The organism is Microcoleus sp. BROC3, assembly GCF_036702515.1.
Classification (GTDB): Bacteria; Cyanobacteriota; Cyanobacteriia; order Cyanobacteriales; family Microcoleaceae; genus Microcoleus.
The window spans coordinates 85,006-110,244 of record NZ_JAUBTQ010000006.1 but is presented as its reverse complement, the minus strand read 5'-3'; the positions used below and the strand labels follow the sequence as shown (position 1 = coordinate 110,244).

23 protein-coding genes are annotated in these 25,239 nt (G+C 47.2%); 11 read left to right on the top strand and 12 right to left on the bottom strand.

The window, feature by feature from the left end; all coding sequences use genetic code 11:
- Positions 1 to 252 precede the first annotated feature (252 nt).
- Positions 253 to 1,944 carry a chaperonin GroEL gene (gene groL, locus QUB30_RS05695; RefSeq protein WP_333330361.1) on the bottom strand — a complete coding sequence of 564 codons (1,692 nt, stop codon included), beginning with the start codon at positions 1,942 to 1,944 and terminating at the stop codon, positions 253 to 255.
- A 53-nt stretch (positions 1,945 to 1,997) separates the two neighbouring features.
- The gene (locus QUB30_RS05690; protein ID WP_333330359.1) at positions 1,998 to 2,186 is read right to left on the bottom strand and encodes a hypothetical protein; all 189 of its coding nucleotides are present in this window, start codon (positions 2,184 to 2,186) and stop codon (positions 1,998 to 2,000) included.
- 336 nt (positions 2,187 to 2,522) lie between these two features.
- On the opposite strand from QUB30_RS05690, the gene QUB30_RS05685 reads away from it, so the two are divergent.
- From QUB30_RS05685 to QUB30_RS05665, 5 genes are all read left to right on the top strand, one after another.
- Positions 2,523 to 4,271, top strand: coding sequence for an ABC transporter ATP-binding protein (locus QUB30_RS05685; protein ID WP_333330356.1), 1,749 nt, complete (start codon positions 2,523 to 2,525; stop codon positions 4,269 to 4,271).
- 272 nt (positions 4,272 to 4,543) lie between these two features.
- Entirely contained in the window at positions 4,544 to 4,954 is a 411-nt protein-coding gene (locus tag QUB30_RS05680) for an MAPEG family protein (protein ID WP_333330353.1), read from the top strand.
- Between the two features lie 93 nt (positions 4,955 to 5,047).
- Entirely contained in the window at positions 5,048 to 5,230 is a 183-nt protein-coding gene (locus QUB30_RS05675; RefSeq protein WP_333330350.1) for a hypothetical protein, read from the top strand.
- A complete protein-coding gene (locus QUB30_RS05670) occupies positions 5,199 to 5,561 on the top strand; it encodes a hypothetical protein (RefSeq protein WP_333330347.1) in 363 nt (120 codons plus the stop codon). The genes QUB30_RS05675 and QUB30_RS05670 overlap by 32 nt, the downstream gene beginning before the upstream one ends.
- 51 nt (positions 5,562 to 5,612) lie before the next feature.
- Positions 5,613 to 5,771 carry a hypothetical protein gene (locus QUB30_RS05665; protein WP_333330344.1) on the top strand — a complete coding sequence of 53 codons (159 nt, stop codon included), beginning with the start codon at positions 5,613 to 5,615 and terminating at the stop codon, positions 5,769 to 5,771.
- A gap of 138 nt (positions 5,772 to 5,909) precedes the next feature.
- Here QUB30_RS05665 and murD read toward each other — a convergent pair whose 3' ends face one another.
- Both murD and glyS read right to left on the bottom strand, forming a co-directional pair.
- Positions 5,910 to 7,256, bottom strand: coding sequence for a UDP-N-acetylmuramoyl-L-alanine--D-glutamate ligase (murD, locus tag QUB30_RS05660; protein ID WP_333330341.1), 1,347 nt, complete (start codon positions 7,254 to 7,256; stop codon positions 5,910 to 5,912).
- Positions 7,257 to 7,821: 565 nt separating this feature from the next.
- Positions 7,822 to 10,077, bottom strand: coding sequence for a glycine--tRNA ligase subunit beta (gene glyS, locus QUB30_RS05655; protein WP_333330338.1), 2,256 nt, complete (start codon positions 10,075 to 10,077; stop codon positions 7,822 to 7,824).
- 136 nt (positions 10,078 to 10,213) lie between these two features.
- Here glyS and QUB30_RS05650 point away from each other — a divergent pair, with 136 nt between their 5' ends.
- The gene (locus tag QUB30_RS05650) at positions 10,214 to 11,359 is read left to right on the top strand and encodes a HetZ-related protein 2 (RefSeq protein WP_333330334.1); all 1,146 of its coding nucleotides are present in this window, start codon (positions 10,214 to 10,216) and stop codon (positions 11,357 to 11,359) included.
- Positions 11,360 to 11,780: 421 nt separating this feature from the next.
- Entirely contained in the window at positions 11,781 to 12,869 is a 1,089-nt protein-coding gene (locus QUB30_RS05645; RefSeq protein WP_333330331.1) for a hypothetical protein, read from the top strand.
- A 389-nt stretch (positions 12,870 to 13,258) separates the two neighbouring features.
- Here the strand turns inward: QUB30_RS05645 and QUB30_RS05640 are convergent, their stop codons facing one another.
- The 4 genes from QUB30_RS05640 to trpB all read right to left on the bottom strand — a co-directional run bounded on the left by QUB30_RS05640 (position 13,259) and on the right by trpB (position 15,850).
- The gene (locus QUB30_RS05640) at positions 13,259 to 13,891 is read right to left on the bottom strand and encodes a ribonuclease D (protein ID WP_333330328.1); all 633 of its coding nucleotides are present in this window, start codon (positions 13,889 to 13,891) and stop codon (positions 13,259 to 13,261) included.
- 2 nt (positions 13,892 to 13,893) lie between these two features.
- Entirely contained in the window at positions 13,894 to 14,034 is a 141-nt protein-coding gene (locus QUB30_RS05635; RefSeq protein ID WP_333330325.1) for a hypothetical protein, read from the bottom strand.
- A gap of 1 nt (position 14,035) precedes the next feature.
- Complete coding sequence (locus tag QUB30_RS05630; RefSeq protein WP_333330322.1) at positions 14,036 to 14,542, bottom strand: CAP domain-containing protein; 507 nt, start codon at positions 14,540 to 14,542, stop codon at positions 14,036 to 14,038.
- A 69-nt stretch (positions 14,543 to 14,611) separates the two neighbouring features.
- A complete protein-coding gene (gene trpB / locus QUB30_RS05625; protein ID WP_333134538.1) occupies positions 14,612 to 15,850 on the bottom strand; it encodes a tryptophan synthase subunit beta in 1,239 nt (412 codons plus the stop codon).
- Positions 15,851 to 16,090: 240 nt separating this feature from the next.
- Between trpB and QUB30_RS05620 the strand changes: the two genes are divergently transcribed.
- The 3 genes from QUB30_RS05620 (at position 16,091) to QUB30_RS05610 (ending at position 19,654) form a co-directional block, all read left to right on the top strand.
- A complete protein-coding gene (locus QUB30_RS05620; protein ID WP_190737631.1) occupies positions 16,091 to 16,459 on the top strand; it encodes a translation initiation factor in 369 nt (122 codons plus the stop codon).
- Positions 16,460 to 16,611: 152 nt separating this feature from the next.
- A complete protein-coding gene (recR, locus tag QUB30_RS05615) occupies positions 16,612 to 17,205 on the top strand; it encodes a recombination mediator RecR (RefSeq protein WP_333036394.1) in 594 nt (197 codons plus the stop codon).
- 346 nt (positions 17,206 to 17,551) lie between these two features.
- Positions 17,552 to 19,654 carry a prolyl oligopeptidase family serine peptidase gene (locus QUB30_RS05610; protein WP_333330319.1) on the top strand — a complete coding sequence of 701 codons (2,103 nt, stop codon included), beginning with the start codon at positions 17,552 to 17,554 and terminating at the stop codon, positions 19,652 to 19,654.
- 444 nt (positions 19,655 to 20,098) lie between these two features.
- On the opposite strand, the gene QUB30_RS05605 is transcribed toward QUB30_RS05610, so the two are convergent.
- Together QUB30_RS05605 and QUB30_RS05600 are read right to left on the bottom strand one after the other, a co-directional pair.
- A complete protein-coding gene (locus QUB30_RS05605) occupies positions 20,099 to 20,785 on the bottom strand; it encodes a PEP-CTERM sorting domain-containing protein (RefSeq protein ID WP_333330316.1) in 687 nt (228 codons plus the stop codon).
- Positions 20,786 to 21,408: 623 nt separating this feature from the next.
- The gene (locus tag QUB30_RS05600; protein ID WP_333330312.1) at positions 21,409 to 22,008 is read right to left on the bottom strand and encodes a sulfite oxidase-like oxidoreductase; all 600 of its coding nucleotides are present in this window, start codon (positions 22,006 to 22,008) and stop codon (positions 21,409 to 21,411) included.
- A gap of 312 nt (positions 22,009 to 22,320) precedes the next feature.
- Here QUB30_RS05600 and QUB30_RS05595 point away from each other — a divergent pair, with 312 nt between their 5' ends.
- Complete coding sequence (locus tag QUB30_RS05595) at positions 22,321 to 22,554, top strand: hypothetical protein (protein WP_333330309.1); 234 nt, start codon at positions 22,321 to 22,323, stop codon at positions 22,552 to 22,554.
- Positions 22,555 to 22,893: 339 nt separating this feature from the next.
- On the opposite strand, the gene QUB30_RS05590 is transcribed toward QUB30_RS05595, so the two are convergent.
- Entirely contained in the window at positions 22,894 to 23,589 is a 696-nt protein-coding gene (locus QUB30_RS05590) for a TrkA family potassium uptake protein (RefSeq protein ID WP_333330306.1), read from the bottom strand.
- Between the two features lie 140 nt (positions 23,590 to 23,729).
- Positions 23,730 to 25,064 (bottom strand): TrkH family potassium uptake protein, encoded by a 1,335-nt coding sequence (locus QUB30_RS05585; RefSeq protein ID WP_333330303.1) that lies wholly within the window; start codon positions 25,062 to 25,064, stop codon positions 23,730 to 23,732.
- Between the last annotated feature and the right edge of the window lie 175 nt (positions 25,065 to 25,239).

Below are 25,239 nucleotides of genomic sequence, written 5' to 3'. Positions count from 1 at the left end.
TTTTCGGAATATAACTTAATTAGAGCAGATGCTCTTTTTTTAAACAAGACGTAGCGGATAGAAAAGGCAAAAGCGAGATGGGGAGAGGGGAAGAGACGCTCAGAAACCCGGTTTCTGCGAAAAATTTTAGTCGCTCGATAGGGTAAGGTGCGCAGTGCGCACCCTACAGAAGCTACAGACTGCTTTTTTGCCTCAACAGCCAGCAGTCAGCCGGCAGTTTTTAGGTGAAAACTGCTGACTCATGACTGAAGACTACATCATGCCCATGCCGCCCATGCCGCCCATGCCGCCCATGCCGCCCATGCCGCCCATGCCGCCCATGCCGCCCATGCCGCCCATGTCGCCCATGTCGCCGCCGGCTTTTTTCTTCTCGGGTTTTTCGACAATCACAGCTTCAGTAGTCAACACCATACCCGCAATGGAACCGGCATTTTGCAAAGCCGATCGCACCACCTTAGCCGGGTCAATAATCCCGGCGGCAATCATATCTTCGTACACGTCGGTGAGAGCGTTGTAGCCAACGTTGAACTCGCTCGCCCGCACTCGCTCGATCACGATCGAACCTTCAACGCCGGCATTATCAGCGATTTGACGCAAAGGTGCTTCCAAAGCTTTCTTCACCAAGTCAGCGCCTACTTGTTCTTCGGTGTCTAAAGTATTTGCGATCGCATCTATTTTTGTAATCAAGTGAATTAGCGTCGTGCCGCCTCCGGCAACGATACCTTCTTCCACAGCAGCTTTAGTAGCGTTCAGAGCGTCTTCAATACGCAGTTTACGGTCTTTGAGCTCGGTTTCGGTAGCTGCGCCAACTTTAATTACAGCGATGCCACCGGCGAGTTTGGCGATGCGTTCGGTCAATTTTTCCTTGTCGTACTCGGAATCCGTCGCTTCTAGCTGCTTGCGGATTTGCTCGATCCGTTTTTGCACGTCAGCTTTGTGTTCGTCGCCAGCAACAATGATGGTGTTTTCTTTGTCGATCGTAATTTTGCGGGCGGTACCGAGCATTTCTAGAGTTGCGGTATCGATGCTGAGTCCGACTTCTTCGGAAATCAGTTGACCGCCGGTGAGAACGGCGATATCTTGAAGCATAGCTTTGCGCCGCTCGCCAAAACCAGGAGCTTTGGTAGCTGCAATATTCAACACGCCGCGGGCTTTGTTGACTACCAAAGTTGCCAAAGCTTCGCCTTCAATGTCTTCGGCAATAATTACCAGAGGTTGACCGGTGCGGGCGATTTTTTCGAGAACCGGAATTAGTTCTTGAATGACGTTAATTTTTTTGTCGGTAATCAGGATGCGAGCGTTTTCGTACTCAACTTCCATGCGATCGCCGTTAGTGACGAAATACGGAGAAAGATATCCGCGATCGTACTGCATCCCTTCGACAACTTCCAATTCTGTCGTCAGAGATTTCGACTCTTCAACAGTAATTACGCCGTCTTTCGTGACTTTTTCCATCGCTTGGGAAATCATGCTGCCGACTTCTTCGTCGTTACCGGCGGAGACAGTGGCGACTTGAGCAATGGCGCTTCCTTCGACGGGTTTCGCCAATTTCTCGATTTCCAGCACCAAGTGGGCGATCGTTTTTTCAATACCCCGGCGCAGCGCGACGGGATTCGCACCAGCCGCTACATTCTTCAAACCTTCGCGAATCAGGGATTGAGCTATAACTGTTGCGGTTGTTGTGCCGTCGCCTGCGATATCTTTAGTTTTGGAGGCTACTTCTTGAATTAAGCGAGCGCCGGCATTTTCCAGGGGGTCTTCGAGTTCGATCTCCCTAGCAACAGTGATACCGTCGTTAACTATTTGGGGAGCACCGTATTTCTTTTCCAATAGGACGTTCCGACCTTTCGGGCCCAAGGTGATGCGGACAGCATCGGCGAGTTGATTGACGCCGCGTTCTAGTGCCCGCCGAGATTTGTCGCTAAATGCAACTATTTTGGTCATGTTTGTCTCCAATCGCTTACATTAGCAAATTTAGCACTCTCTGAGGCAGAGTGCTAAGCCGATCGATTTTTGATTGTAGCGCGCCCGAACGGTGCGGGGGGTTGCGGGGGCGGATTGGAGATTTGGGCAAGCTCGTTCCGGGTGGCTAAGGACAGGGCAATGCCGTGTCCCTGTCCTGTCCTCAGAGATATCGTGTATCCACAGATATCCTGTGCCCACAGATATAATGTGGTTTGTGACATCTCGATCGAATTTTGGTTCGGCCCCAAACCCAACTTTTATGGCGCGTCATCCCAAAGCAGAATTTTTATTAAAAATTTCTTAACTTGTGTTTTCGGTCATCTACCTTTCGATAGAGATTCTATTCTTTTTTTTCGCCCTTCTACCTTCTATAGCAACCACGCCCGACGACGATGATGACGTTCTTAATTGCTGAAACATGAGCTGAAGATTGCGCCTTCCCTCGGACTTCTTCATTCTTCCTTGTACCTTGTTCCTTTCATCCATTACATCCGTTACAAAATCCGTTTCCGAACCTTCTTCCTTTTCTCAGTCAATCTCAAATTACTCGCTAACACATGGCTCGTTATTCTCGACTGCAAAAACTCGGCTCTTATATGCGCCCGCACTGGAAACCAACCTTCTGGGGCGTTTTTTCGCTATTAGTTGTCAATGCTGTGGGCGTTTACATTCCCCTGCTGATTCGCAATGCAGTTGACACTCTGCAAATTGCGACTAAATTTGACGAAGTTTTCAACTTCGTGCTGCTGATTCTGCTACTCGCCTCAATTATGTGGGTGATTCGGATGGCGTCGCGGATTTTGCTGTTTGGCGTGGGGCGTCAAGTCGAATTTGACCTCAAACAGCAAATATTTAATCATTTATTAACATTAGAACCGTCTTATTTTGCTGCCAATACGGTAGGAGATTTAATTAACCGCGCTACTTCCGATTTGGACAATATTCGGCGCTTGGTGGGGTTTGCAGTGCTGAGTTTGGCGAATACGGCATTTGCCTATGCTTTGACTTTGCCGGTGATGCTGGGGATTAATCCAAAGCTGACGCTGTTGGCGATCGCAGTTTATCCTTTAATGCTAGTTTTGGTGCAGTTATTTAGCGACAAACTTCGCATCCAACAGTTAGCCGTGCAAGAGGAACTGTCAGCGATGAGCGATTTAATTCAGGAAGATATGAGCGGGATTTCCGTAATTAAAATCTACGCTCAAGAAGAAAACGAACGCCGAGCTTTTCGCAATTCCAACGCACAGTTGCTATCAGCAAACTTGCTCTTAGCAAAAACTAGAAACTTTATTTTTCCACTGCTGGGCGGTTTGGCAAGCATCAGTTTGTTGGTGCTGCTTTCAGCAGGTGGCGGGGCAATTGCTAAGGGTGAAATTAGCATTGGCGATTTTGTGGCGTTGCTGATTTATGTCGAGCGTTTGGTGTTTCCGACGGCGCTGTTGGGTTTCACAATTACTGCTTACCAGCGGGGAGAAGTGAGTGTCGATCGCATCGAATCAATTCTGACTGTGGAACCGCAAATTAAGGATGCTGCTGGTGCAGTTGAACTGCCAACTCCAGTCAAAGGCGAAATTGCGGCTCGCCATCTAAATTTTACTTATCCGGGTGCTAAGACACCCGCCCTTAAAAATGTTAATTTTACCATAAAACCGGGCGAAACTGTCGCAATTGTCGGGGCGATCGGCTCAGGAAAATCAACTTTAGCTAATGCGCTGCCACGCTTGCTAGATATCGATCCGGGTCAGTTATTTGTAGACGGACAGGATATTACTGAGGTGAAATTGACCCAATTGCGCGGGGCGATCGCCTACGTTCCCCAAGAAAGCTTTCTTTTCGGCACTAGCATCAAAAATAACATCCGCTACGGCAATCCTTTAGCGGAACAGCCGGAGATTGAAGCGGCGGCAAAACAAGCCCAAATTCACCCAGAAATCCTCAACTTTCCGCAGCAGTACAAAACTGTTGTCGGCGAGCGCGGAATTACTTTATCTGGCGGACAGCGGCAGCGGACGGCACTTGCTCGCGCTTTGTTAGTTGATGCTCCAGTGCTGATTTTAGATGACGCTCTTTCCAGCGTTGACAATCAAACTGCTACCGATATTTTGCAAAACTTGGCAACGGGAACCGATCGCAAAACGGTAATTTTTATCTCGCATCAAATGTCGGCAGCGGCTAGTGCCGATCGCATTTTTGTGATGGATAAGGGAGAAATAGTTCAGAGCGGAACTCATGCAGAATTGGTAGGTCAAACAGGGCTTTATCAGTATTTGTGGAACCAGCAAAAATTAGAGGAATTGCTGCATTAATTGGGCATGGGACATGGGGCATGGGGCATGGGGCATGAGGCATTAATTAATCCGCGTATCCGGGTCAAAAGCTCTTAGAGTACCTTCCTGATGCCTTTTGCCTTATAATTAAGGAATGAGAATTAAATAACTTACACTCTTGAAAGTGGGGTGGGCGTCCCGCCCGCCCTTTTTGGACGGGCGGGACGCCCATCCCACCATAACAATTAAAATTGTAAGTTATTTAATTCGCGATCCTAACATATCTACTCCACTCGAATCATACCCCAATCATGCTCGCAGAAACAAACGCCGCACTTTGGCCAAGCCTAGTTACCGCCTCAGCATTATTGCTTTATTTTATTGTCACGATCAACGTCGGCAGAGCTAGATTTAAATACAAAGTTTCTCCCCCGCAGGTGACAGGAAATCCAGACTTTGAGCGAGTGTTGCGAGTTCAGCAAAATACTGTAGAGCAAATGATTCTATTTTTGCCCTCGCTGTGGCTGTTCTCCCAATTTATCAGCCCAATTTGGGCCTCTGCAATCGGTGCAGTTTGGATAATTGGACGCATTTTGTTTGCTTGGGGATATTATCAAGCAGCCGAAAAAAGAGGCCTGGGTTTTGGCATTAGTACCTTAGCTACTTTAGCTCTGCTTGGCGGTTCCTTCACTGGCATCATCATGTCGCTGCTGAAGGTTTAAACATCGCTTTCACCGACATCATTGTTTTCTAGCACAGTTCTAGCACAGGTATTTTACCTGTGCTTAATGTAATTAATTTTAGGAGTAGTAAATATGTCAGAAACAAACAAACCTGTATTTCAAGTTAGCCAGCAGCTTTTTCAACAACTTGTCGAGTGGCAAGAAAAAATCGAACAAGAAGATGAATTAGCAAGTGACTCAGAAGACGAGAAAGCAACTGAGGTTAAAAATCCCACAGAAAGTCATGAAGAGCATTCTCAACAAGATAATTCTTAGTTTGTCGCTAGCAATATCTTTTGGATTCCCGGCGGCTGCGTCTGCCCAAGTGCTGAGATCCAGCGAAATTCAGCAAGTCAATAGCGGCTTGTTTCGTTCTAATTCTCAAGATTTTTTTCTACAGGGAAATCGCCAACTGGAACAGGAAATTAAAATTTTGTTGCAGCAGCTTTTAACTTCGGAAGGGGAGATTCTGGAGATTGATGAAAAATTGCGCTCTGAGCTTTGTCACCCAGAGTTTCAAATATCGTCTCGCAATTCTGATACAATAAATGCGGCTATGGTTGCCAGTGTCAATCCCAAAGTAAAAGAGATTTGCAAGTATTATTAAAATGAAAGGGAGGTTAATATTCAAACTATAGTATTAATGGATCGAGAAGCAATGGCAAAGTTAAAACTAGCGATGCTGGAAGCGGAAACGGCGGCTCAATTGGCAGCAATCATTATTGATTATACTCATGAGGAAATAATGATTGTTTTTGAGGCGCTCGAAGGGGAACAACAGGAGAGAATTAAGACTGTTTGGAAGACTGTTAGTTAAAGTAGATTGGCCGAAACTAGAGGTTTTAAGTTTTAACCGCAGATGTAAGCCGATAGACGCAGATGAACGCAGATTGAATTTTGTTAGTGTTCGCTGTGTATAACAATCTTACTTTGTACACAGCGAACAATGACATATTTAAACTAGCGATTCGAGGCATAATTGGCGGAAATGATCGCCCCGTTGCTCGAAATTTTGGTATTGATCGAAGCTAGCACAGGCTGGAGAAAGCAGCACTACTTTAGCATGATTTTGTTGGGCTAATTCTGCGGCTCTCGGAATTGCTCTTTCCATTGTTTCGACTATTTCCCAAGCGTTGTAATTTGCTTGTTTGAGCCGATCGCCAAAAAGACTCGCTGCATCTCCAATTAACAGTACCGCAGCAGCTTTCGCCTTGATTGTATCAATCCATGCGCGATCGTCCCCTTCTTTGGCGTCGCCGCCGGCAATTAAAATCGCCGGTGCGCTGACAGAAGCCAACCCGACTTGGGCGGCGTCATAATTAGTAGCTTTGCTGTCATTGATGAAATCTATGCCTTCCCAAGTGCAGATGTGTTCGAGGCGGTGCGAAACTCCGGGGAATTTAGCGATCGCCCGGGCGATCGCACTTTTATCTATCCCCGCTAAATTAGCCGCCGCCACCGCCATTAACAAATTCTGCAAATTGTGTTCTCCCACCATCCGCAAAGACTCAGCAGGTAAAATTTTCTCGCTTTGAGCTATTACCCAACCGTTTTCGATGTAAGCTCCAAAAGTGCGATCGCCCAACAGTTCTTTTTCACCTTTGACACTCGTCCAACACGCATCCGGCCAAACGTCAACTCCTTGCTGGCGCAAACAAGGATCGTCGCCGTTAATTACTTGCAATTCAGACTTTTTCAGCAAATGCGCTTTAATGTTGTAGTAATTTTCCAAAGTTTTGTGGCGGCTGAGGTGATCCGGCGTCAAAGTCGTCAAAACTCCGATTCGCGGCGCTACAAACGGCGAGGATTCTATCTGATAGCTGCTGATTTCTGCGATTACCCAATCCGGCTGTCTTTCAGCTAAAGCTAATTCACACGCAGCATAGCCAATATTGCCGCAAGCGGGAGCGTAAAGTCCGGCCTCTGCAAAAATAGCAGCAATTAAAGCAGTAGTGGTAGTTTTGCCATTAGTGCCGGTAATTCCCACCCAAGGAGATTTGAGGTAACGCCACGCGAGAGCCATTTCTCCGATTGTTTCAATGCCTAAATCTCTGGCGCGCACTAAGGCTGGACTGTCCCAGGGAACGCCCGGACTTACTACTATTAATTCTATAGATTCGACTGGTTCAAAAGATTTACCTAACTCAACTTTTATTCCTTCGCTAGTGAGTTCCTGTTGCTGTTCGAGCAAGTTTGGGGAAGATGAGCGATCGCTCAGCGTTACTTCCCATCCTTCGCGTTTTAGCAGTCTTGCGGCGGCAATTCCTGATTTTCCTAGTCCAATGATATGAGCTATCGGCATAAGTTGTGTGTGTGATGGAGCGAACTTCCCGGGTTTTATAAGTTTATATCTTAACCTTGCATGGGTTTTTGGCTATTGGCCATTTTGCTTATTTTTTAATAGAGCGATCGCACGCGATATTTGTAGGGAAACCGCACTGCCGTGTCCTAATTCGTAACGAAAGGCACTGCCGTGTCCTCTTTTGTGATTTCGAGCGACCTTTTTTTGAGTTTTTCAAGGAGTGTGTCTTTCAAGTTCTTCAATTTTTTCTTCTAACCGGACAATCTCTCTGGATAAACACCGAAGCTGATATGACGATCCGGCCGCAGCAACCGCCAGCATTACAAATAAGTATATCTCCTTGCTCAGAGGGTTTTCTTTAGATAGTAGATAGTATATGGCAACACTGAGTGGCGCTAGCGAGAAACTGGCGTTTGACCTTTGCGCCCATTTACGAATCTGTTGTTTCTCATTCATTGTTCATATCTTCCCTTGGAAAGAGCGAGGCAGAGCCTCTGGATATGGGTTCCCAGGCAGAGCCTGGAAACCAGTTAAATTCTTCAATCTAAAATCTAAAATCCAAAATCTAAAATCGATTGACGATCGCCCCAAAGTCAGCCAACACCCGCGCGTGATTCCGCAGCAAACCCAGTAAATTTAACCGATTTTGCTTAATTTCCGGGTCAGAATCCATCACCAACACGCTTTCTGGCCCGTCGAAAAAGTTGCTGACAGTCGGAGCAATTTCAGTCAAACTATCTACTAACTGCTGGTAATTGCGAGTTTGTTTGGATAGCAGCGTTTGCGGCACTAACTGCACGACTGCATCATAGAAAGCTTGTTCAGACGACTTTTGAAATAGTTCTGGTTTCACCGCCGTTTTCGGTTCCAATTCTACTTTATCCAAATCACCTTGAGCCGCCAAACGAGTTGAACGATTGACTGTTTCGTAAATTAGATCCAAAGTCTGGTTATTGCGGATTTGTTGCAGAAAAAGTGCTCTTTCCAGCGCGTCCAATAAATCTCTCAATGCTCGTTCAGTATATTCTGGGTCGTTTTCTCCCAAAACGGCATTTACCAAATCGTAATCTACATTTTTTTCTTCTTGCAACAAAGTCCGAATTCTTTGCAAGAAAAACTCGTATAACTGAGCCAGCAACTCCGCCGGCGTTTCCGGGCGCGTTGCGGTAAATTCGGCAACAACTTCTGCAAGCAACTGGTGCAAGTTGACTGGCAACTGAGCCGCCCAAATAATGTTAGTTATTGCATTGGCTGCGCGGCGCAAAGCGAAGGGATCGGATGAACCAGTCGGCAACATTCCCAAGCCGAAGATGCTCACTAAAGTATCTAATTTGTCTGCTATTGCGACAACTTGGCCTGTGAGAGTTTGGGGCAAATTGTCGCCCGCACCTTTGGGCAAATAATGTTCAAAAATCGCTGTGGCTACTTCTTCCGGTTCGCCACTTGCTAAGGCGTATTTCTGCCCCATGATTCCTTGCATTTCGGGAAGTTCGTAAACCATTTGGGTTACGAGGTCGGCTTTACAAAGTAAGGCTGCTCTTGCTATATAAGCTTGTTGTTCGTCTGTGATTTGCAGTTGATGTGTGATTAGGCTGGCAATTTTGCACAGACGATCGACTTTTGCGCGTACTGTCCCCAAATCTTCCTGGAAAGTAACGGTTGCCAACTTGGGCAAATAATCCTCTAGAGGCTTTACCAAGTCTGCTTTGTAGAAAAACTGACCGTCTGCCAATCTCGCCCGCACTACTCGCTCGTTACCTGCGGCAATAATCGCCGCTTTAGCCGGGTCGCCGTTGGAAATTGTAATGAAATAGGGCAGCAGTTCGGGAAAATCCGGGCTTTTGAGAATCGGAAAATACCGCTGGTTTGTGACAATAATTGTAGTAATTACTTCCGGCGGCAATATCAAAAATTCGTCGTCAAATTTCCCGACAACTGCGTTCGGCCATTCTACTAAGTCGGTGACTTCTTCTAACAACTCTTCGGTAATGGCGGCGTAACCGCCTTGTTTTGTTGCTGCGGCTTCTACTTGTGCTTTAATTTGATTTTTGCGCTGAGTTCGATCGACCTCCACGCAAGCAGCCCGCAGACACTCGACATAATCCTCGGCTTGGGGAATCGAGACCCCCCCCGTCCCCCCCTTGCCAAGGGGGGGTGTAGGAAGCGATGTCCCCTCCTTGCCAAGGGGGGGTGTAGGAAGCGATGTCCCCTCCTTGCCAAGGGGGGGTGTAGGGGGGGTGTATAACACCCGGTGTCCTTGGGAAATTCGATCGCTCTTGACCGTATCCGAACCGCTCACCAATGTAATTGGCAGTACAGTATCATCTAACAGTGCCACGAGCGATCGAATCGGGCGTGGAAACTTCAAATCTCCGTCGGCCCACCGCATAAATCTTTTGCCTTCTAACTTATTAATCCACTGCGGCACAAGTTCTGTCAAAATATCCGCACTCATCCGCCCCGGAATCTTTTTGAGCACAAAAACAAAATCGCCTTTATCGGTAGCGCGAACTTCCAAAGCCTCAATTTCTACGCCCTGCTTTTTCGCAAAACCTTCGGCTGCTTTCGTCGGTTTGCCATCTTTAAAAGCCGAACTCGCGGGCGGCCCTTTTACCTCTTCTTCTCTATCTAATTGCTGAACTGGCAGTCCTTTCACGAGAACGGCCAAACGCCTCGGAGTAGCGTATACATTAATTGAGTCATTTGTCAAGGATTCTTCTGCCAGCGTTGCAGGTACAAGTCGCTGCCACTGCTGGGCGCTGCTTGCGACAAAAGATGCGGGCAATTCTTCTGTACCGAGTTCTAATAAAAAGTTAGGCATATCGCACCGTAATGGAATTTTGTTTAGGGTAATTTAAGGTAATTTATCCGATCGCGCGATCGTATATCTGAAAAATACTCAAAAATCCAGGATACCACGTAAAATCGGGGGTGAAAGACAATATTCTCGACAGCCCATGACCTTGGCGGAAAGACTAGGACAAGATTGGAAGTCTCGACTCGAACAAGATTGCCCGCAGGAGAGTTCTAGCACTCGCGAGAGTGTTGTCCGCTGGCTGTTGGGAGACAAGCCCGAAAGATTTGACACTCTTAGCCCAACTCAATTGTCTGTTGCCTCTGGGGCGATCGACTTTTTATATCGAATTTTGCTTTCTCGCTATCTGGGAGTACCGCCAGAAAAAGCTTACCGCAACTTAATCGGGCGGCTCGGCGGCTTGGTTGTGCTCCGGCAAAAAATCCAAGCGTGGGTTTCCCTGAGTCGCGACAGACAGCGGAGTGCGGTGGAGGTACTGCAAGAAGTGATTCAGGAAATGCTCAATTCCGATCGCTACCTGCAGCAGCAAGTCGCCTGGATTGCCGAATGCACCTCAGACAGACGCCTGCGAAATGCTTTGCTGCTAGCGAGCACAGAAGAATACTGCTTGCGGCCGATCCGCAACCAGCCGCTGCTGGTGTACCGTTTTGTCAACTACCTGCGACGTGCCCAGCGGGGCGGGTTGACGCAGGTGCCTGCAGGAGACTGGGTGCGGCTGGTGTCGGAACAGGTTCTACCAGAGGATACAGACGAACCGCTCAGCCTGCTAGACGAACAGGCAATGTCCGAGTATCGAGAAAATCAAGCTTGGGAAGAGCAGCAAACTCAGCGGCAGATTGTCCAACAAGAATTTGAGAATTACTTGGCCGCTGAAGTTGATCCGCTGGCCTCCCGGTGGCTGCGGCTTTACCTGCAAGGCCGTTCCCAAGAGGCAATTGCCGAGGAGTTGAAGGTTCCGATCAAGCAAATTTACCGCTTGCGAGAAAAAGTCAGTTACCACGCGATTCGGGTTTTTGCGGTCAAACAAGCACCGGAATTAGTCGCCAACTGGCTGGAAACTTCGCTCAAAGAACACAGTTTGGGCTTGACTCCCGCTCAGTGGCAGCAATATTTACAAGACCTCACACCGGTGCAGCGGCAGTTGCTAGAATCGTTGAAAGCAGGGAAAAGTGTAGAGACGATCGCATCTGAATTAAAACTGAAAACCAATCAAGTCATCGGCGAGTGGAGCAAACTCTATTTAGCAGCTCAATCGCTCCGCAATTCCTTCTCGTCCGTCGAAGGTTAACGGCAAGGGAATTAATGACGATCGCTGCTGCGTAGGATAAGATACTATCAGCGCGATCGACTTTTGAGGATTTTTTAACCAATCCTAAATTAAGCGGTTGCCCGTAAATCATCGGTTGGGGTGCATCTGTAATACTTGCGCATTAAAGACATAATTCTGTCGTTGCCAGCCACGGGAATCAATCTCGCGCGATCGATGATAGTTGGTCAAGAGTGCGCCAGTCATCATCTAGTTGTCAATCTTTTGGTAAAATTTGAGGCTGCAATACAGAACGGAGAAAATACTGGGACTAAGGATTTTTATTTAATAAAAGCTTCCGGTTGTTAGAGCAATTCCTCCGTCAGGGAAGTTGCAGCATTGAACTTTCTCGCATCAGGTTGGTGCGTCGCGCTCGATCGCGCTTCCGACTACAGAGCAGCTAATGATACATACATCTTCAACAGACTCCGCAGCTACAATGGACTCCGATCGAATATTTCAACTAATCGACACAGTTGTCCCCTTTGAAGCTTGCCTTTACTATCAAGTTTTGCCTCTATCTCTAGAAGGTAATCTGTTTAAATTGGGCGTAGTCGATGCCCAAGATGACTCCGCCTTGGACTACGTGCAGCGGATTTTAGCTTACATGAATTGCTCAGTCACAACTGAGCCAATTGCATCGGAAACTCAGCGCTCGATGCTCTCAGCTTACTTGCTTCACGGGAGCCAGCTCAAAGCACCCAGCCAGAGTGAAACCGCAGCAGCCCCAACACCCAAAAATCCCGCACCAGTAACTTCAGGCCCCAAAGCAGAAACGCTGCTGTCTGGGCCCGAACCCTCCATTCCCGCTCGCGAGCGGTTTAAACCAGTCCCCGCAGCAATGACACCTGCCGGCGCTGAGGTTTTCCCGACGCCTGCAGAGCTGTCGGTTTTGGATGTAGATGCCTTGCACTTATCAAGCCCTGTCCAAGTTTTGGCAACTTTGCCAGCGCCCCAACTGCTGCAAGAATTGCTCGGTAGAGTGCTACTAGAGGGTATCGGCCGCCTGTTTTTTGAGCGGCACCAGTCCCGAGGCCGCATTCTTTGGAGTCAAGACGGCGTTTTGAAATCGATGATCGAAGGTATCGAACCCGTCCTGTTCCAAGAGGTCATCGACGAGTTGAAGCGGCTGACAGATATGCCTGTTTGCCCGGTGGAACAGCCCCAACAAGTCGAAGTTGAACGCATATATCAAGAAACTCATTTGCTGTTGCGCTTGCGGGTAATGGCGGTGGGCGGCAAGGAAGAAGCCACGCTGCAAGTGTTGCGCGGGGCAGCTTTGAGGTTTTACCAGCAGCAGCAGTTGTCTAATTTGAGTCGGGACGCGCTGCGGCTGGCCGAAGAATTGCAGCGAAAAGTGAATCTAATGCGCGATCGAACTCGGCTTTCTCCTTTGCCTTTAGACGGATTGCCCGCTTTGGAACAGGTGATTAGAAATCTTGACGGCCAAATTGAAGCTTTGATGCACGAACACCATCCCCAGCAGCGTTAATTAGCCATAGATGACTGTTTTGGCGATCGGACTCGCTGACCTCAAAGCCTGTTTCTTCCTATATTTCTCCTTTATTTATTAGTCTGCGCAGACGAAAGTTTGTGCAGTAGGGATTTCATATCCAATCTGTTAGCATCGGAATTATTCAGATATTTCTTCTCTTCCTCTGCGTGGATCGGGGTCAATCCCTTGTCCGGGGCGGTTAATACATTCTCTTTTTTGAACCGCAGATGAGAGGGCAGATAAACACAGATTAACGCAGATTAATTAGCTCAATTCCGGTTGCACCGTCTGCGGTTGATTGTTGACTGGATTTTACCCCCGACGATGAAGCGCGGAATTGATTTCAATTGTCTAGTTCGAGCGAGAGGTTTCTAACTGCACGAGTCTCAACTGTGATCGAAAACATCCTTGTACTGCAATAAATCCAAACTCACAAAAACTGGCAAACACTGAAAACATTGCTGTGCAATTTCCCAGCGTTCTTCTCGCTGCAACATAGCAGTCAACTTTTGTTTAGCGCTCAGCAAATAGCGGACATCGTTAGCAGCGTAGCTGAGTTGCTCGTCTGAAAGATGCTCAGAATTTCCCCAGTCAGAACTTTGAGAAGTTTTGTTGAGTTCTACTTTTTCCAATTCTTGGATTAAATCTTTAAGTCCGTGTTTGTTGGTGTAAGTTCTCGCAAGTTTGCTCGCTATTTTTGTGCAGAAAACAGGTGCAATGTCAATACTTAAATTGTAACGCATTGTTGCCAGATCGAAGCGCGCAAAGTGAAATACTTTCTCAATATTTTCGGCTTCCATTAACTTCTTTAAATTCGGTGCTGCTGTCTGGCTTTTGGCAATCCGCACCACTGCAACTTTACCTTCGGGATTGCACAACTGCACCAAACACAAGCGATCGCGCCAAGGTAGCAAACCCATTGTTTCCGTATCAACCGCGATCGCCGGCGCAGTCAAATAATAAGATAAGAGAGAATCGGGAATATCACCATCGCACACTTGAAAATCTGCAAATTCCATTATTAGTAATTTTTGACTGTTGACTGTTGACTGTTAACTGTTGACTGCCTTCTTCCCTCTTCCCTCTTCCTGACATCCGTTACATCCGTTACATCCGTTACATCCGTTACAGAATCCGTTGCCGAACTTCCTTCTTCCTTCACCTTACCGACTGCGAACAAAAAGCTGAGTAAAATAATACTCGCCTTTGGCATTTTTGGCAACCCCAATACCTGTCACATTAAACTGACCTTCCATATTTTTGCGGTGGCCGTCACTTTTAATCCAACCCTCAACAGCATTGCGTACCGGGTCGCTGTAACCGAAATTGTAAGCAAGATTTTCAGCTACACTTTTATAAGGAATAGTAATTGCTTTCGCCCGCCCTTCAAATCCATCGTGGCTAAAACTTACTTTACCCTTAGCCATATCTTCGCTGTGAATTCTTGCTAACTGACTAATTCGCGGATCGATAGTCAGCGGTGGCAACTTTTTAGATGCTCGGTATTTATTGATCTGTTGGTTAACCGCTTTTTCTAAGTCAGTAATAGCACTCGAAGCAACATTAGTATTCATGGGAGTTTGTGGCAGCGATCGCGTAGGAATAGAGGTGTCACACTTAGGCAGGATTGTCAACAATCCCAAGCACATCAAAATCAAACCTTTGGACATGAAATCAAACGAGAAATAAAGTTAATTGTTACCAATTCCTACAGAGCGATCGCCCCACATTCCGCTAACCTAGATATTCAGAACCTTCGCCACAGTGTTCACGTCTTTATCGCCGCGTCCCGAACAGTTCAGCACAATGCGCGGATTGCCTGTTAGCTGCGGGCACAGAGTCTCTAAATAGGCGATCGCGTGAGAAGTTTCCAAAGCCGGAATAATCCCCTCCAACTGCGAAAGCCGCTGAAATGCTCCCAGCGCTTCTGCATCAGTTACGCTATAATATTCAGCCCTGCCCGCATCCTTCAAATAACTATGTTCCGGCCCCACACCCGGATAATCCAAACCCGCACTAATCGAATGTGGCTCAATCACTTGACCTTCATTATCTTGCAGCAAATAACTCATTGCCCCGTGTAGAACTCCCACACTTCCCTTAGTCAAAGTAGCAGCGTGTTTATCAGTTTCCACGCCTTCGCCCGCCGCTTCAATACCAATCAATCTGACAGTTTCTTCCCCGACAAACTCATGGAAAAGACCCATTGCATTAGAACCGCCGCCGACGCAAGCTAATAAAATATCCGGCAAACCGCCCCACTTTTCCTGACACTGAGCGCGCGTTTCTTCACCGATTACCGCATGGAAATCGCGTACCATCATCGGGTAAGGATGCGGGCCCGCTACGGAACCGAGAATGTAATGAGTTGTTTCGACATTTGTCACCCAGTCGCGAATCGCTTCGGAAGTCGCATCTTTCAGCGTTCCCGTACCCGCCGCCACCGGCCGCACTTCGGCTCCCATCAAGCGCATTCTAAACACATTTAAAGCCTGTCTTTCCATGTCGTGAACGCCCATGTAGACAACGCATTCTATACCGAAACGAGCGCAAACTGTAGCAGTAGCAACGCCATGTTGACCGGCACCAGTTTCAGCAATTACCCGCTTTTTGCCCATACGTTTTGCCAGCAATGCTTGAGCTAAAGCGTTGTTGATTTTGTGAGCACCGGTGTGGTTTAAATCTTCGCGTTTGAGGTAAATTTGCGGGCCAGTTCCGTCTGCTTTAGCGTAGTGTTCGGTGAGGCGTTCCGCGAAATACAAAGGGCTGGGGCGGCCGACATAATCTTTGAGCAATTGTTGGAGTTGCTGTTGAAATTCCGGTTCGCTGCGGTATTTGTGGAAAGCGGCTTCTAGTTCAAATAAAGCGGGCATCAGGGTTTCGGGGACGTATTTGCCGCCGAATTTGCCGAATCTGCCGAGGGAGTCTGGGCGTTGGGCGCTGGTTTCGGTGGTGAGATGCAGGGGGGTGACTGTCATTTGATTTTAGATTTTAGATTTTAGATTTTTTAGATTCGCGGGTAAGCTAGAGGCTTGGTATCGATCGTACCAAATCGGTTGTGGACTTGAGGCGATCGCACAAATTTCATTATAATTCCTTGAACGCTTGACGGGCTAATACAATAAGTAGAAGATAGAGCGCGTTCCGAGCGATCGCAACCATACCCCAATCCGCTAAAACTAGAAATACCAGTAAAAAAAGTTCAAGCATCTTAACCTATGGCAGCATCCAAACGCAAAGATTCTGACAGCAAAACAACCGAGGGGAAACGAATAGTTTACTCTGAATTTGGCAACGTTGACAACTCGGCAGCCCTCCAACGGGGAGTTGCCGAAGTTCCCCCCAATCAACAAAACCTCAAAATCGAAGCATCCCGAAAAGGACGCGGTGGCAAAACAGTTACAGTCATCAGCGGGTTTCAGGAAAAACCCGAAACATTAGCAACTTTAGCCAAGCAGCTAAAAGCCCAATGCGGTACTGGCGGCACAGTCAAAGATAATGAAATCGAAATTCAAGGCGAACACAAGCAAAAGCTGCTAGAAATTATCACAAAATTAGGCTACAAAGCTAAAATTAGTGGAGGGTAAATTAGTCAATAGCCATCAGTGTATGGGCGGGACGAGTTTATGATATACTTAGTTTAAAACATAGATGGTTGGTAAAAGCCGCCCCTACTTCGCGCCAATTCTACCATCGCGAATCAACCAGAAATGATATTACCAATTACCGCCAATTTTTAATGTACACTCGACCTTTAGCTCGTTTAATCGAACAATTGCAGCGCTTGCCAGGAGTCGGTCCAAAAACAGCCCAGCGGCTCGCTTTACATATTTTGAAGCGACCGGAAGAAGAAGTGCAAGCCCTAGCTAAATCTTTGATTGATGCCAAACAGCAAGTAGGTTTCTGTCAAGTATGCTTTCACTTATCTGCTGACCCTGTTTGCGAAATTTGCCGCAATACCAACCGCGACACTCATACCATTTGTGTAGTGTCAGAATCCCGCGACGTAATCGCTTTAGAAAAAACGCGGGAATACATGGGTAAATATCACGTTGTTGGGGGCGTTATCTCGCCGATGGATGGAATTGGCCCAGAACAATTGAACATTCAACCCTTAGTCCGGCGCGTCAGCCAGCAAAAGGTTAAGGAAGTAATTATTGCTATTAGTCCCAGCGTGGAAGGCGAAACTACTACTCTTTATATCGGTCACTTATTAAAACCTTTTACCTTAGTGACGCGCATAGCTTTTGGTTTGCCGATGGGGGGAGATTTGGAATATGCCGATGAAGTTACATTGGCTCGCGCTTTGGAAGGAAGGAGAGAGTTGGATTAGTTGAAAACGGGTGATGGCTGATTTAAAAATAAGAGAAACGAACCGCGAAGACGCCAAGGGCACGTTCGGCGAAGCCGTTCCCGAAGGGTAGGAAGAGAAGAAAGGATGAAGAGTATACAATTGATGCGATGAGAGCTATATTCTAAGCTTCTGCGATTGCTTCGCTGAGGCTCGCAATGACACAATTGTAAGATATGAAACCCGCATCGGCGGGTTTTGTCGGTGTAGCGACAGGTTTCAACCTGTCGGGTATTTGGTATTTGATTTTTGCTCTTGAGTTTCGTTGTTCCCTGTCGTCACTGCCGCGAAAGGGTAAACTGGACAAAGTTACCGAGAGTAAAAAATCATGGCTAAATTCGATCGACCTTTCACCTACCCCACAACCCGCAAAATCGACCAAACAGACGACTACCACGGCGTCAAAGTATCCGACCCCTACAGGTGGCTGGAAAATCCCGACTCTGAGGAAACGCAAGCTTGGGTGGAAGCCCAAAACGCAGTCACTTTTGCCTACCTCAACGAAATTCCGGCGCGGGAAAAAATCAAACAGCGCCTGACTCAACTTTGGGATTACGAGAAATACGGCATACCTTTCAAAGAAGGCGATCGTTATTTCTACTACAAGAATGACGGCCTGCAAAATCAATCCGTACTCTACACGTTAACATCCCTCGATAGCGAACCAAAAGTATTAATTGACCCCAACACTCTCTCAGAAGATGGAACCGTTGCTCTGGGTGGAATAGCTATCAGCGAAGACGGCAAATACATGGCCTACGGTTTGTCAAGTTCCGGTTCGGACTGGCAGGAATGGAAAGTCCGTGACGTGGCAACCGGCGAAGATTTATCAGATCATTTAAAGTGGATTAAATTCTCAGGAGCATCCTGGACTCACGACGGCAAAGGTTTTTTTTATAGTCGCTACGACGAACCTAACGAAAAAAGCAAGCACGAAGAAGTTAACTATTACCAAAAACTGTTTTACCATCAAATCGGCACGCCCCAATCTGAAGACGTATTAATCTACGAGCGACCAGACCAAAAAGAGTGGGGATTTAGCGGCGGCGTCACCGAAGATGGCAAATACTTGATTATCTCAGTTTGGCAAGGAACTGAAACCAAAAACTTGATTTTCTACAAGGATTTAACTGCACCGGAATCAACCGTTGTAGAACTGATTAACGAATTTGAGGCTGAGTACAGTTTCATCGACAATGACGGTTCTCTTTTCTGGTTTCAAACAGACTTGAATGCACCGCTGGGCCGCGTAATTGCGATCGACACCAACAACCCACCTCCCTCATCCCTCGCCTGTGATGAAACCCCTCCGTCGCCCCGGGAGGGGGGGTTCACAGAAATTATCCCCGAAGCAGCAGAAACTCTCGAAGGCATCGGCCTCCTGAACAATCAATTTGTCGCTTCCTACTTGAAAGACGCCTACAGCCAGATTAAAATTTTCAACTTAGATGGCTCTTTCGTGCGAGAAGTTGCCTTGCCCGGAATCGGTTCAGCGGGAGGATTCGGCGGCAAGCGGCACGACACCGAAACTTTTTATGCTTACACCAGTTTCACTGCACCTAACATCATCTATCACTACAATATGGTGACAGATGAAAGTACGATTTATCGGCAGCCCAAGGTCGATTTTAATCCCGACGATTACGAGACAAAACAAGTATTTTACCCCAGCAAAGACGGTACGCAAGTACCCATGTTTATTACCCACAAGAAAGGCTTGCAGTTGGATGGCAATAACCCCACCTACCTGTACGGATACGGTGGTTTTGGCATCTCGCTAACCCCGAGTTTTTCTGTTAGCAGGATAGTGTGGTTAGAGATGGGCGGAGTTTATGCGATCGCCTGTTTGCGGGGAGGCGGCGAGTACGGCGAATCATGGCACGAAGCAGGCAAAAAGTTGAACAAGCAAAACGTGTTTGATGACTTTATAGCTGGCGCTGAATGGTTGATCGAAAACAAGTATACCAAACCGGCCAAATTGGCGATCGCAGGTGGCAGCAACGGCGGTTTATTAGTGGGAGCTTGCATGACTCAGCGGCCGGAATTGTTCGGTGCAGCACTGCCGGCCGTCGGCGTCATGGATATGTTGCGCTTCCACAAATTTACCATTGGTTGGGCTTGGACTTCTGAATACGGTTCGCCGGAAAATCCCGAAGAATTTTCCACAATTCACGGCTATTCTCCCCTGCACAACCTCAAACCGGGAACGGCTTATCCGGCAACAATGATTACAACTGCCGATCACGACGATCGAGTAGTTCCTGCCCACAGTTTCAAGTTTGCTTCTGCTTTGCAAGAAATGCACGGGGGAGAAAAACCGGTGTTAATTCGGATTGAAACCAAAGCGGGACACGGTGCCGGCAAACCCACTGCGAAAATCATTGAAGAATTGGCAGATGAATGGGCTTTTTTAGTCCGGGAACTCGATTGAGTGATATCTACAGTCGCTGGCTGTTCCCATCGCGCTGTATGTTCGGGGCGTAAGTTCTGATTTTCTAACCCACATTCCGCACCCGCCAAGTGTCACACTAGGAATTTTGGGAGTTTGGGGAAATTGGACTGGCGATCGCCAGTCCAATTTTTCCATTATTTATATAAAAAAATGACTGATGTGGTTTTCAAAATTACCTCAAAACCGATTGTGACAGTGGAGTGTGCCAAAAGTGGGTTAAAATTCCTCAACCCGTACCGGTGAATTTGTACTACTTGCACTCCTCGAACAACTCTTCGGTCAAATTCACCTAGCGACGCCTAATATCAAGGTGTCCTTTGGTTGAAATCAAGCAAAAGGCGAGCCGACTTCTCATCAGCGCGCCTGCAAATCGTATTCTTTTTTCTCAAACGTCATTGAGCCGACTGTTCCGGTTGAAAAAAATTAGGAAGCCGTCTTGCTAGCGCGGCGGCGGCGCGCTGCCACCAAGCCACCCAAACCGAGAGCCAAACCAGTCATCGTCATCGGTTCGGGAACTGCTTCTGCCGTTACGGTGAAGTCTTGGAAGTCCGCGTCGTTGCCGTTACCGCCATCGTCGAAGGAGATGACTGCGCCTCCGTTAAACAGAGAAGCTGTTGCGTCTGTGAATTGTCCGGCAGCTTGGAAGGTGCTTGTAGTTTCTTTGCCGAGTGCGTTCCACAGCGACGAGCCGCCCAACACGGCTAGCTGGGCGCCGGCGTTTAAAGCTGAGGTTGAGTAGACAGTGCCGTTGTCGCCACTGGAGAGTCCCAAAGTGTAAACTTTATTTGCCACGAAGGTGAATGCTGACGATCCAACCGAGACTGTATTGCCTACAGTTCCTTTCCATTCGTTCTCGCCGCCGTTGTCTGAGGATTTAGTTTCCTCAAACAGGATGGCCGCTCTCTCGATCACCGAGTCATTCACAGTGTAGACTCCCAAAGAGGAAGTGTACATACCGTGAGATTCTTTGAAGTTAAAGGTGACACTTGTATCTTGCTGGAATTTGATGCCGGTGGTACCAAAGGAGAATGCCTGAGCTGGAGCTCCGGTGCCAAACAGAGCTGTGGCGGCTGCGGTAGCTGTTAGGGCGGATAAGAGTTTGGTATTCATAAGCTGTTTCCTTTCGTGCGACGATCTTAATAGTTTCATTATCATATATTTTGTTTGTGTTTTTGCCACTTTAGGTAAATTTTGACATATTCTTTATCAAGCCTTTACATATCCTTCACAAATCCTGTCTGGCGAATAAGCCTGCGGGCGATCGCTCCCTCTAAATACACACCAAATAATTATAAAAATTGTGGCTTTAAACCTTGCAGTAGCAAGCATGGGAGCATAAACTCGACCAAAATGAATAGGGTCGAGTTTATGCTAATTTTTTATTTTATTCCAAGTCTAAATCATCAAAACCAAACACTTACGTATAAACACGGTAATGCCCGCGCTAACTGACAGTTAAAGGAGTTTTATATTAACCAGAAACGGGGAATATTTGTTGTTTGGGACTTGTGTAGGGGAGTTAAAGTAGTTTATCTATCTGGTAAATTACGTACAAACTACGATCGTTGGGTTTACGTATTTTGGTGAAATTAGAGGAAACCCCGGCAGTGATAGATCCCAAAGATGCGATCGAGATGCGATTTCCGCAGATTGAAGCGGTCAAACAGCGGATTTCCCCTCCAGAAATACGGTCTATAGAAGCTGTGGGCAAGTCCTAATCCCGATCGACCCCATCAAAACACACCGCTGTAGCGTTCCTCAGCCCAAGGTTCGCCCCGCCGGTGGTAGCCGTTGCGTTCCCAAAAACCGAGTTCTTCGGTTTCTGTAAATTCCAGGCCGTTAATCCATTTAGCGCTTTTCCAAGCGTACAAGTGCGGAACTACCAACCGCATTGGGCCGCCGTGGTCTGGGGATAGGGGTTCGCCGAAGACGGTGTGGGCGAAAAAGTTTTCTTCTCGGAGGAAGTCTGCGATCGCAATGTTAGTGGTGTAGCCCCCGTAGCAGTGTTCCAAGACGTGCATCGCTTTCGGGTCAACTTCTGTGTAGTTCATAAAATCTGTGACTTTGACTCCCGTCCACTGCACGTCGAGTTTTGACCACCGGGTGACGCAGTGAAAATCTGCTGTAAAGTTACTTTGGGGCATGGCCTGGAAGTCCAACCAAGTGAAGGTTTTTGGTTTTGCCAATCCCCAGACTTTAAATTCCCAACTCTCAATGCTGACTGAGGGTGTATCGCCGTAGGTCAGCACGGGAAAGCCGTTGGCAAGGTATTGACCCGGGGGGACGCGATCGCTGTTTTCTGATTCTGGCTTGCGAAAAAATTTACCCAGCATTGATTCACGCTCTACAGTAAGTGACTGCAATGCTCAGTATAGCTTGCATAGATAGGCGCATCGCAATTCATCTCAAGGTAGAAAGCAAAAGCACTTTTGCACAAAGAAGAATCCCCAAATTCTGCCTGGTGCCAACCTACTTCTGCCTTGGGATAGAGGCGAAGCTAAAAATTTAAAAATAATATTGCCCCAAGGTATTAATTACCTAACCTTAAATTTTATCGTAATTTCTGGTGCATTTCCTAATCTTTGATGTATTGTTACAATATGCTCAAATGCCATATGTAAAAAAAATTTGACGGGGTAAAAACCATGATCGCAAGTTGCTTGATTCCGTTGACGCTCTGCTTGATTGCTGCGTGGGTGACTGCGGGGACTGACAACAGAACGCTAGACGGGATTCCGGCTCCCATAGCTGCAATTATTGGAGTGTGTTCGTTAATTTGGTTTCTGGCGGTGTGTCCTTGGCCTGTTGAACTCGCTCTAGTCTTGGCGGTTCTGGTTTTGGGCAAAGCTTACCTGCAAGATATCTTGAAAGTCGGCTGAATTTTCACGGCTAGCGCTCCTATGATTTGCGGGATCGCGATCGTCGGGTGCTGCTACTTTGTTGAAATTTTCCCGATTTGTCTGGCTATGTTCTGAGAGGGACTAGCAAAGGTGCAAGCAACCCCAGCATTGGTGAAATTCAATTTAGATATTTCGGTTAAAAATTAGAACATAAAGATCGACAGAGAAACCCGATTTATCTAAGATAAACCGGGTTTGTGGGGGGATGAAATTTTCACGCATCCGGCAAGACTTGCTTGCGACTTAGGGACTCGGAACTCAAGAAACCGGGTTTCTGAGTCCAGGAGTCGGGCTGTATGTGCGTAAAATGGCGATCTGTTAAATGGGCAAGCGATTGATATCTTGATTAGAACCAACAACTACCATCGCGTCGCCCTTTTTCAAGCGTTCGCTTGGCTGTGGATTAATCTCGAACTTGTCTGCGCGACCGACTGCTAGTAAGTTCAAACCATACTTCCGCCGGAGATCCAATTCGGAGATGGTTTTACCGTCAAACTTTTCAGGAACAAGCACCTCAACGATGCTGTGATCTGGGTCGAGGTCAAACCGTTCTAAAATGCTGGGTTTTGTAAGAAGGCGGGCCACAGAGCAGCCCATTTCTCGTTCGGGAAAAACTACATGATCTGCGCCGACTTTTTTCAACAGTTTTAAGTGAGTTTCCGAAGAAGCTTTGGCTATTACGTGACTTACCCCGCCTTCCTTAAGATTAAGGGTGGTGGTAATGCTTTCTGCTAGGTAATTGCCGATCGCCACAATCACTGTTTCAAATTCAAATATACCGGCTTCCGCAAGAGCGCTAGGCTCTGTAGAATCTAACTGCACAACGTGAGCAGCAATGCGCTCGGTCAAAGCTTGAGTTACTTTTTTTTCATCGGTGTCAACTCCCAAGACTTCGTAACCCAAGCCGTGCAGAGTCGAACACACAGCTTTGCCGAAGCGTCCCAAACCAATAACTGCAAACTGCTTGTTGTCGGCGCGCAAACTGCGAAAAAAATTCAAAGATGACAGGTTCACTCAATATCCAGCGCTGAGCGTCTTGCTGTTTAAATTCTAGCAGAGACAGCGCCGCCTCCTTTTGATTTTTGGGTAAGTAGTAAAAGTTGATTTGGGTTGTCACCCATTGTTTAGATTATCAGCAACGAGGCAGGATTTTTTTATCCCACTAACAAACTTTCCTCAGCATACTTAAAAGACCTGGGTTTTGGGTCGCCGAATGCAGCACTCATCAGCAGCAGTACGCCAACCCTACCTACATACATTGTAGCAATCAAAACCAACTTGCCCATCGCTGAAATCTTGGCTGTAATTCCTGTGGAAAGACCGACCGTCGCAAAAGCTGAAACTGCCTCAAGCAGCGCTGCGATAAATTCTAGTTGGGGATTGGTCATCTCAATTAAAATTGCAGATGTGAACGCGACCAACAGAGAACCGAAGACGACGCTAATGGTTTTCAGAATCATTGCTGGCGGGATTTGACGCTGATAGCACTCCACATCTTCCTGGCCTTCGAGAACTGCTGCGGTACAGCAAAATAATATCCTAAAAGTTGTGATTTTGATGCCACCGCCGGTGCTGCCGGGACCTGCGCCGATAAACATCAGCGCGACGGTCAGAAATAACCCGGCTTCGCTCATTTTGCCAATGTCAATTGTATTGAATCCCGCCGTGCGGGGAGTAACAGATTGAAACCAAGCTGCCATCAATTTTTGAGGGAAATTGAGAGGACCGAAAGTTGCTGGGTTGTTGTATTCCAGCACCAAAAAAGCTAGGGTTCCTAAAATTAAAAGAACAGCAGTTGTACTGGTAACGACTTTGAAATTTAGGGAAAAAACTGTGCAAACAGGGCTTTTGTTGAAGCGAGCGCACAGCCAGAGGTACATTTCCATAATTACTTGATAGCCGATTCCCCCAAATATGATTAAACCGCTGACTGTGAAGTTAATCACAGGCGAATTGATGTACTGGATTAAATTATCTGAATACAGGCTGAAACCAGCATTGTTAAAGGCATTAACGCTGTGAAATACCGCCGACCACACACCGTCTTTAAATCCGTATTGGGGGACGAAAACCGACATCAGCAAAAACACTCCAGTTAATTCAAACAAAAGCGTTGTTGCTAGAATTGACTGCACCAGTTGCACTACGCCGGCTAGCCCGGATTTGTCGAGAGATTGTTGCAGGGCAACTTTGTCTTTCAAGCCAAAGCGGCGACCCAATAACAGCAGCAAGAAAGTCGTGGCTGTCATGTAGCCCAAGCCTCCTATTTGCACCAGTAAAACTAGGCACAGTTGCCCCCAAAAAGAGTAATATTTTCCGACATCCACAACCGACAAGCCCGTGACGCAGACACAGGAAGTAGAGGTAAAGAGTGCTGTTATTGGATCGCTCCAAGTTCCATCAATTGTGGAAAAGGGCATCATCAGTAATAGAGCACCTGTGAGGATGACAGCGAGAAAGCCCAAAGCAATGGTTCGCGAGACAGTCATTCGATTTTAGATTTGAGATTTTAGATTTGAGATTGGAGAGGGAACCCACAAATCGAGTTGAGATTTGAGGTTTGAGAGGGAACCCACAAATCGAGTTGAGATTTGAGGTTTGAGAGGGAACCCACAAATAGATAGTCGGGCTTGAAATAAGGACATCTCCGTCTGGTGAATGCCG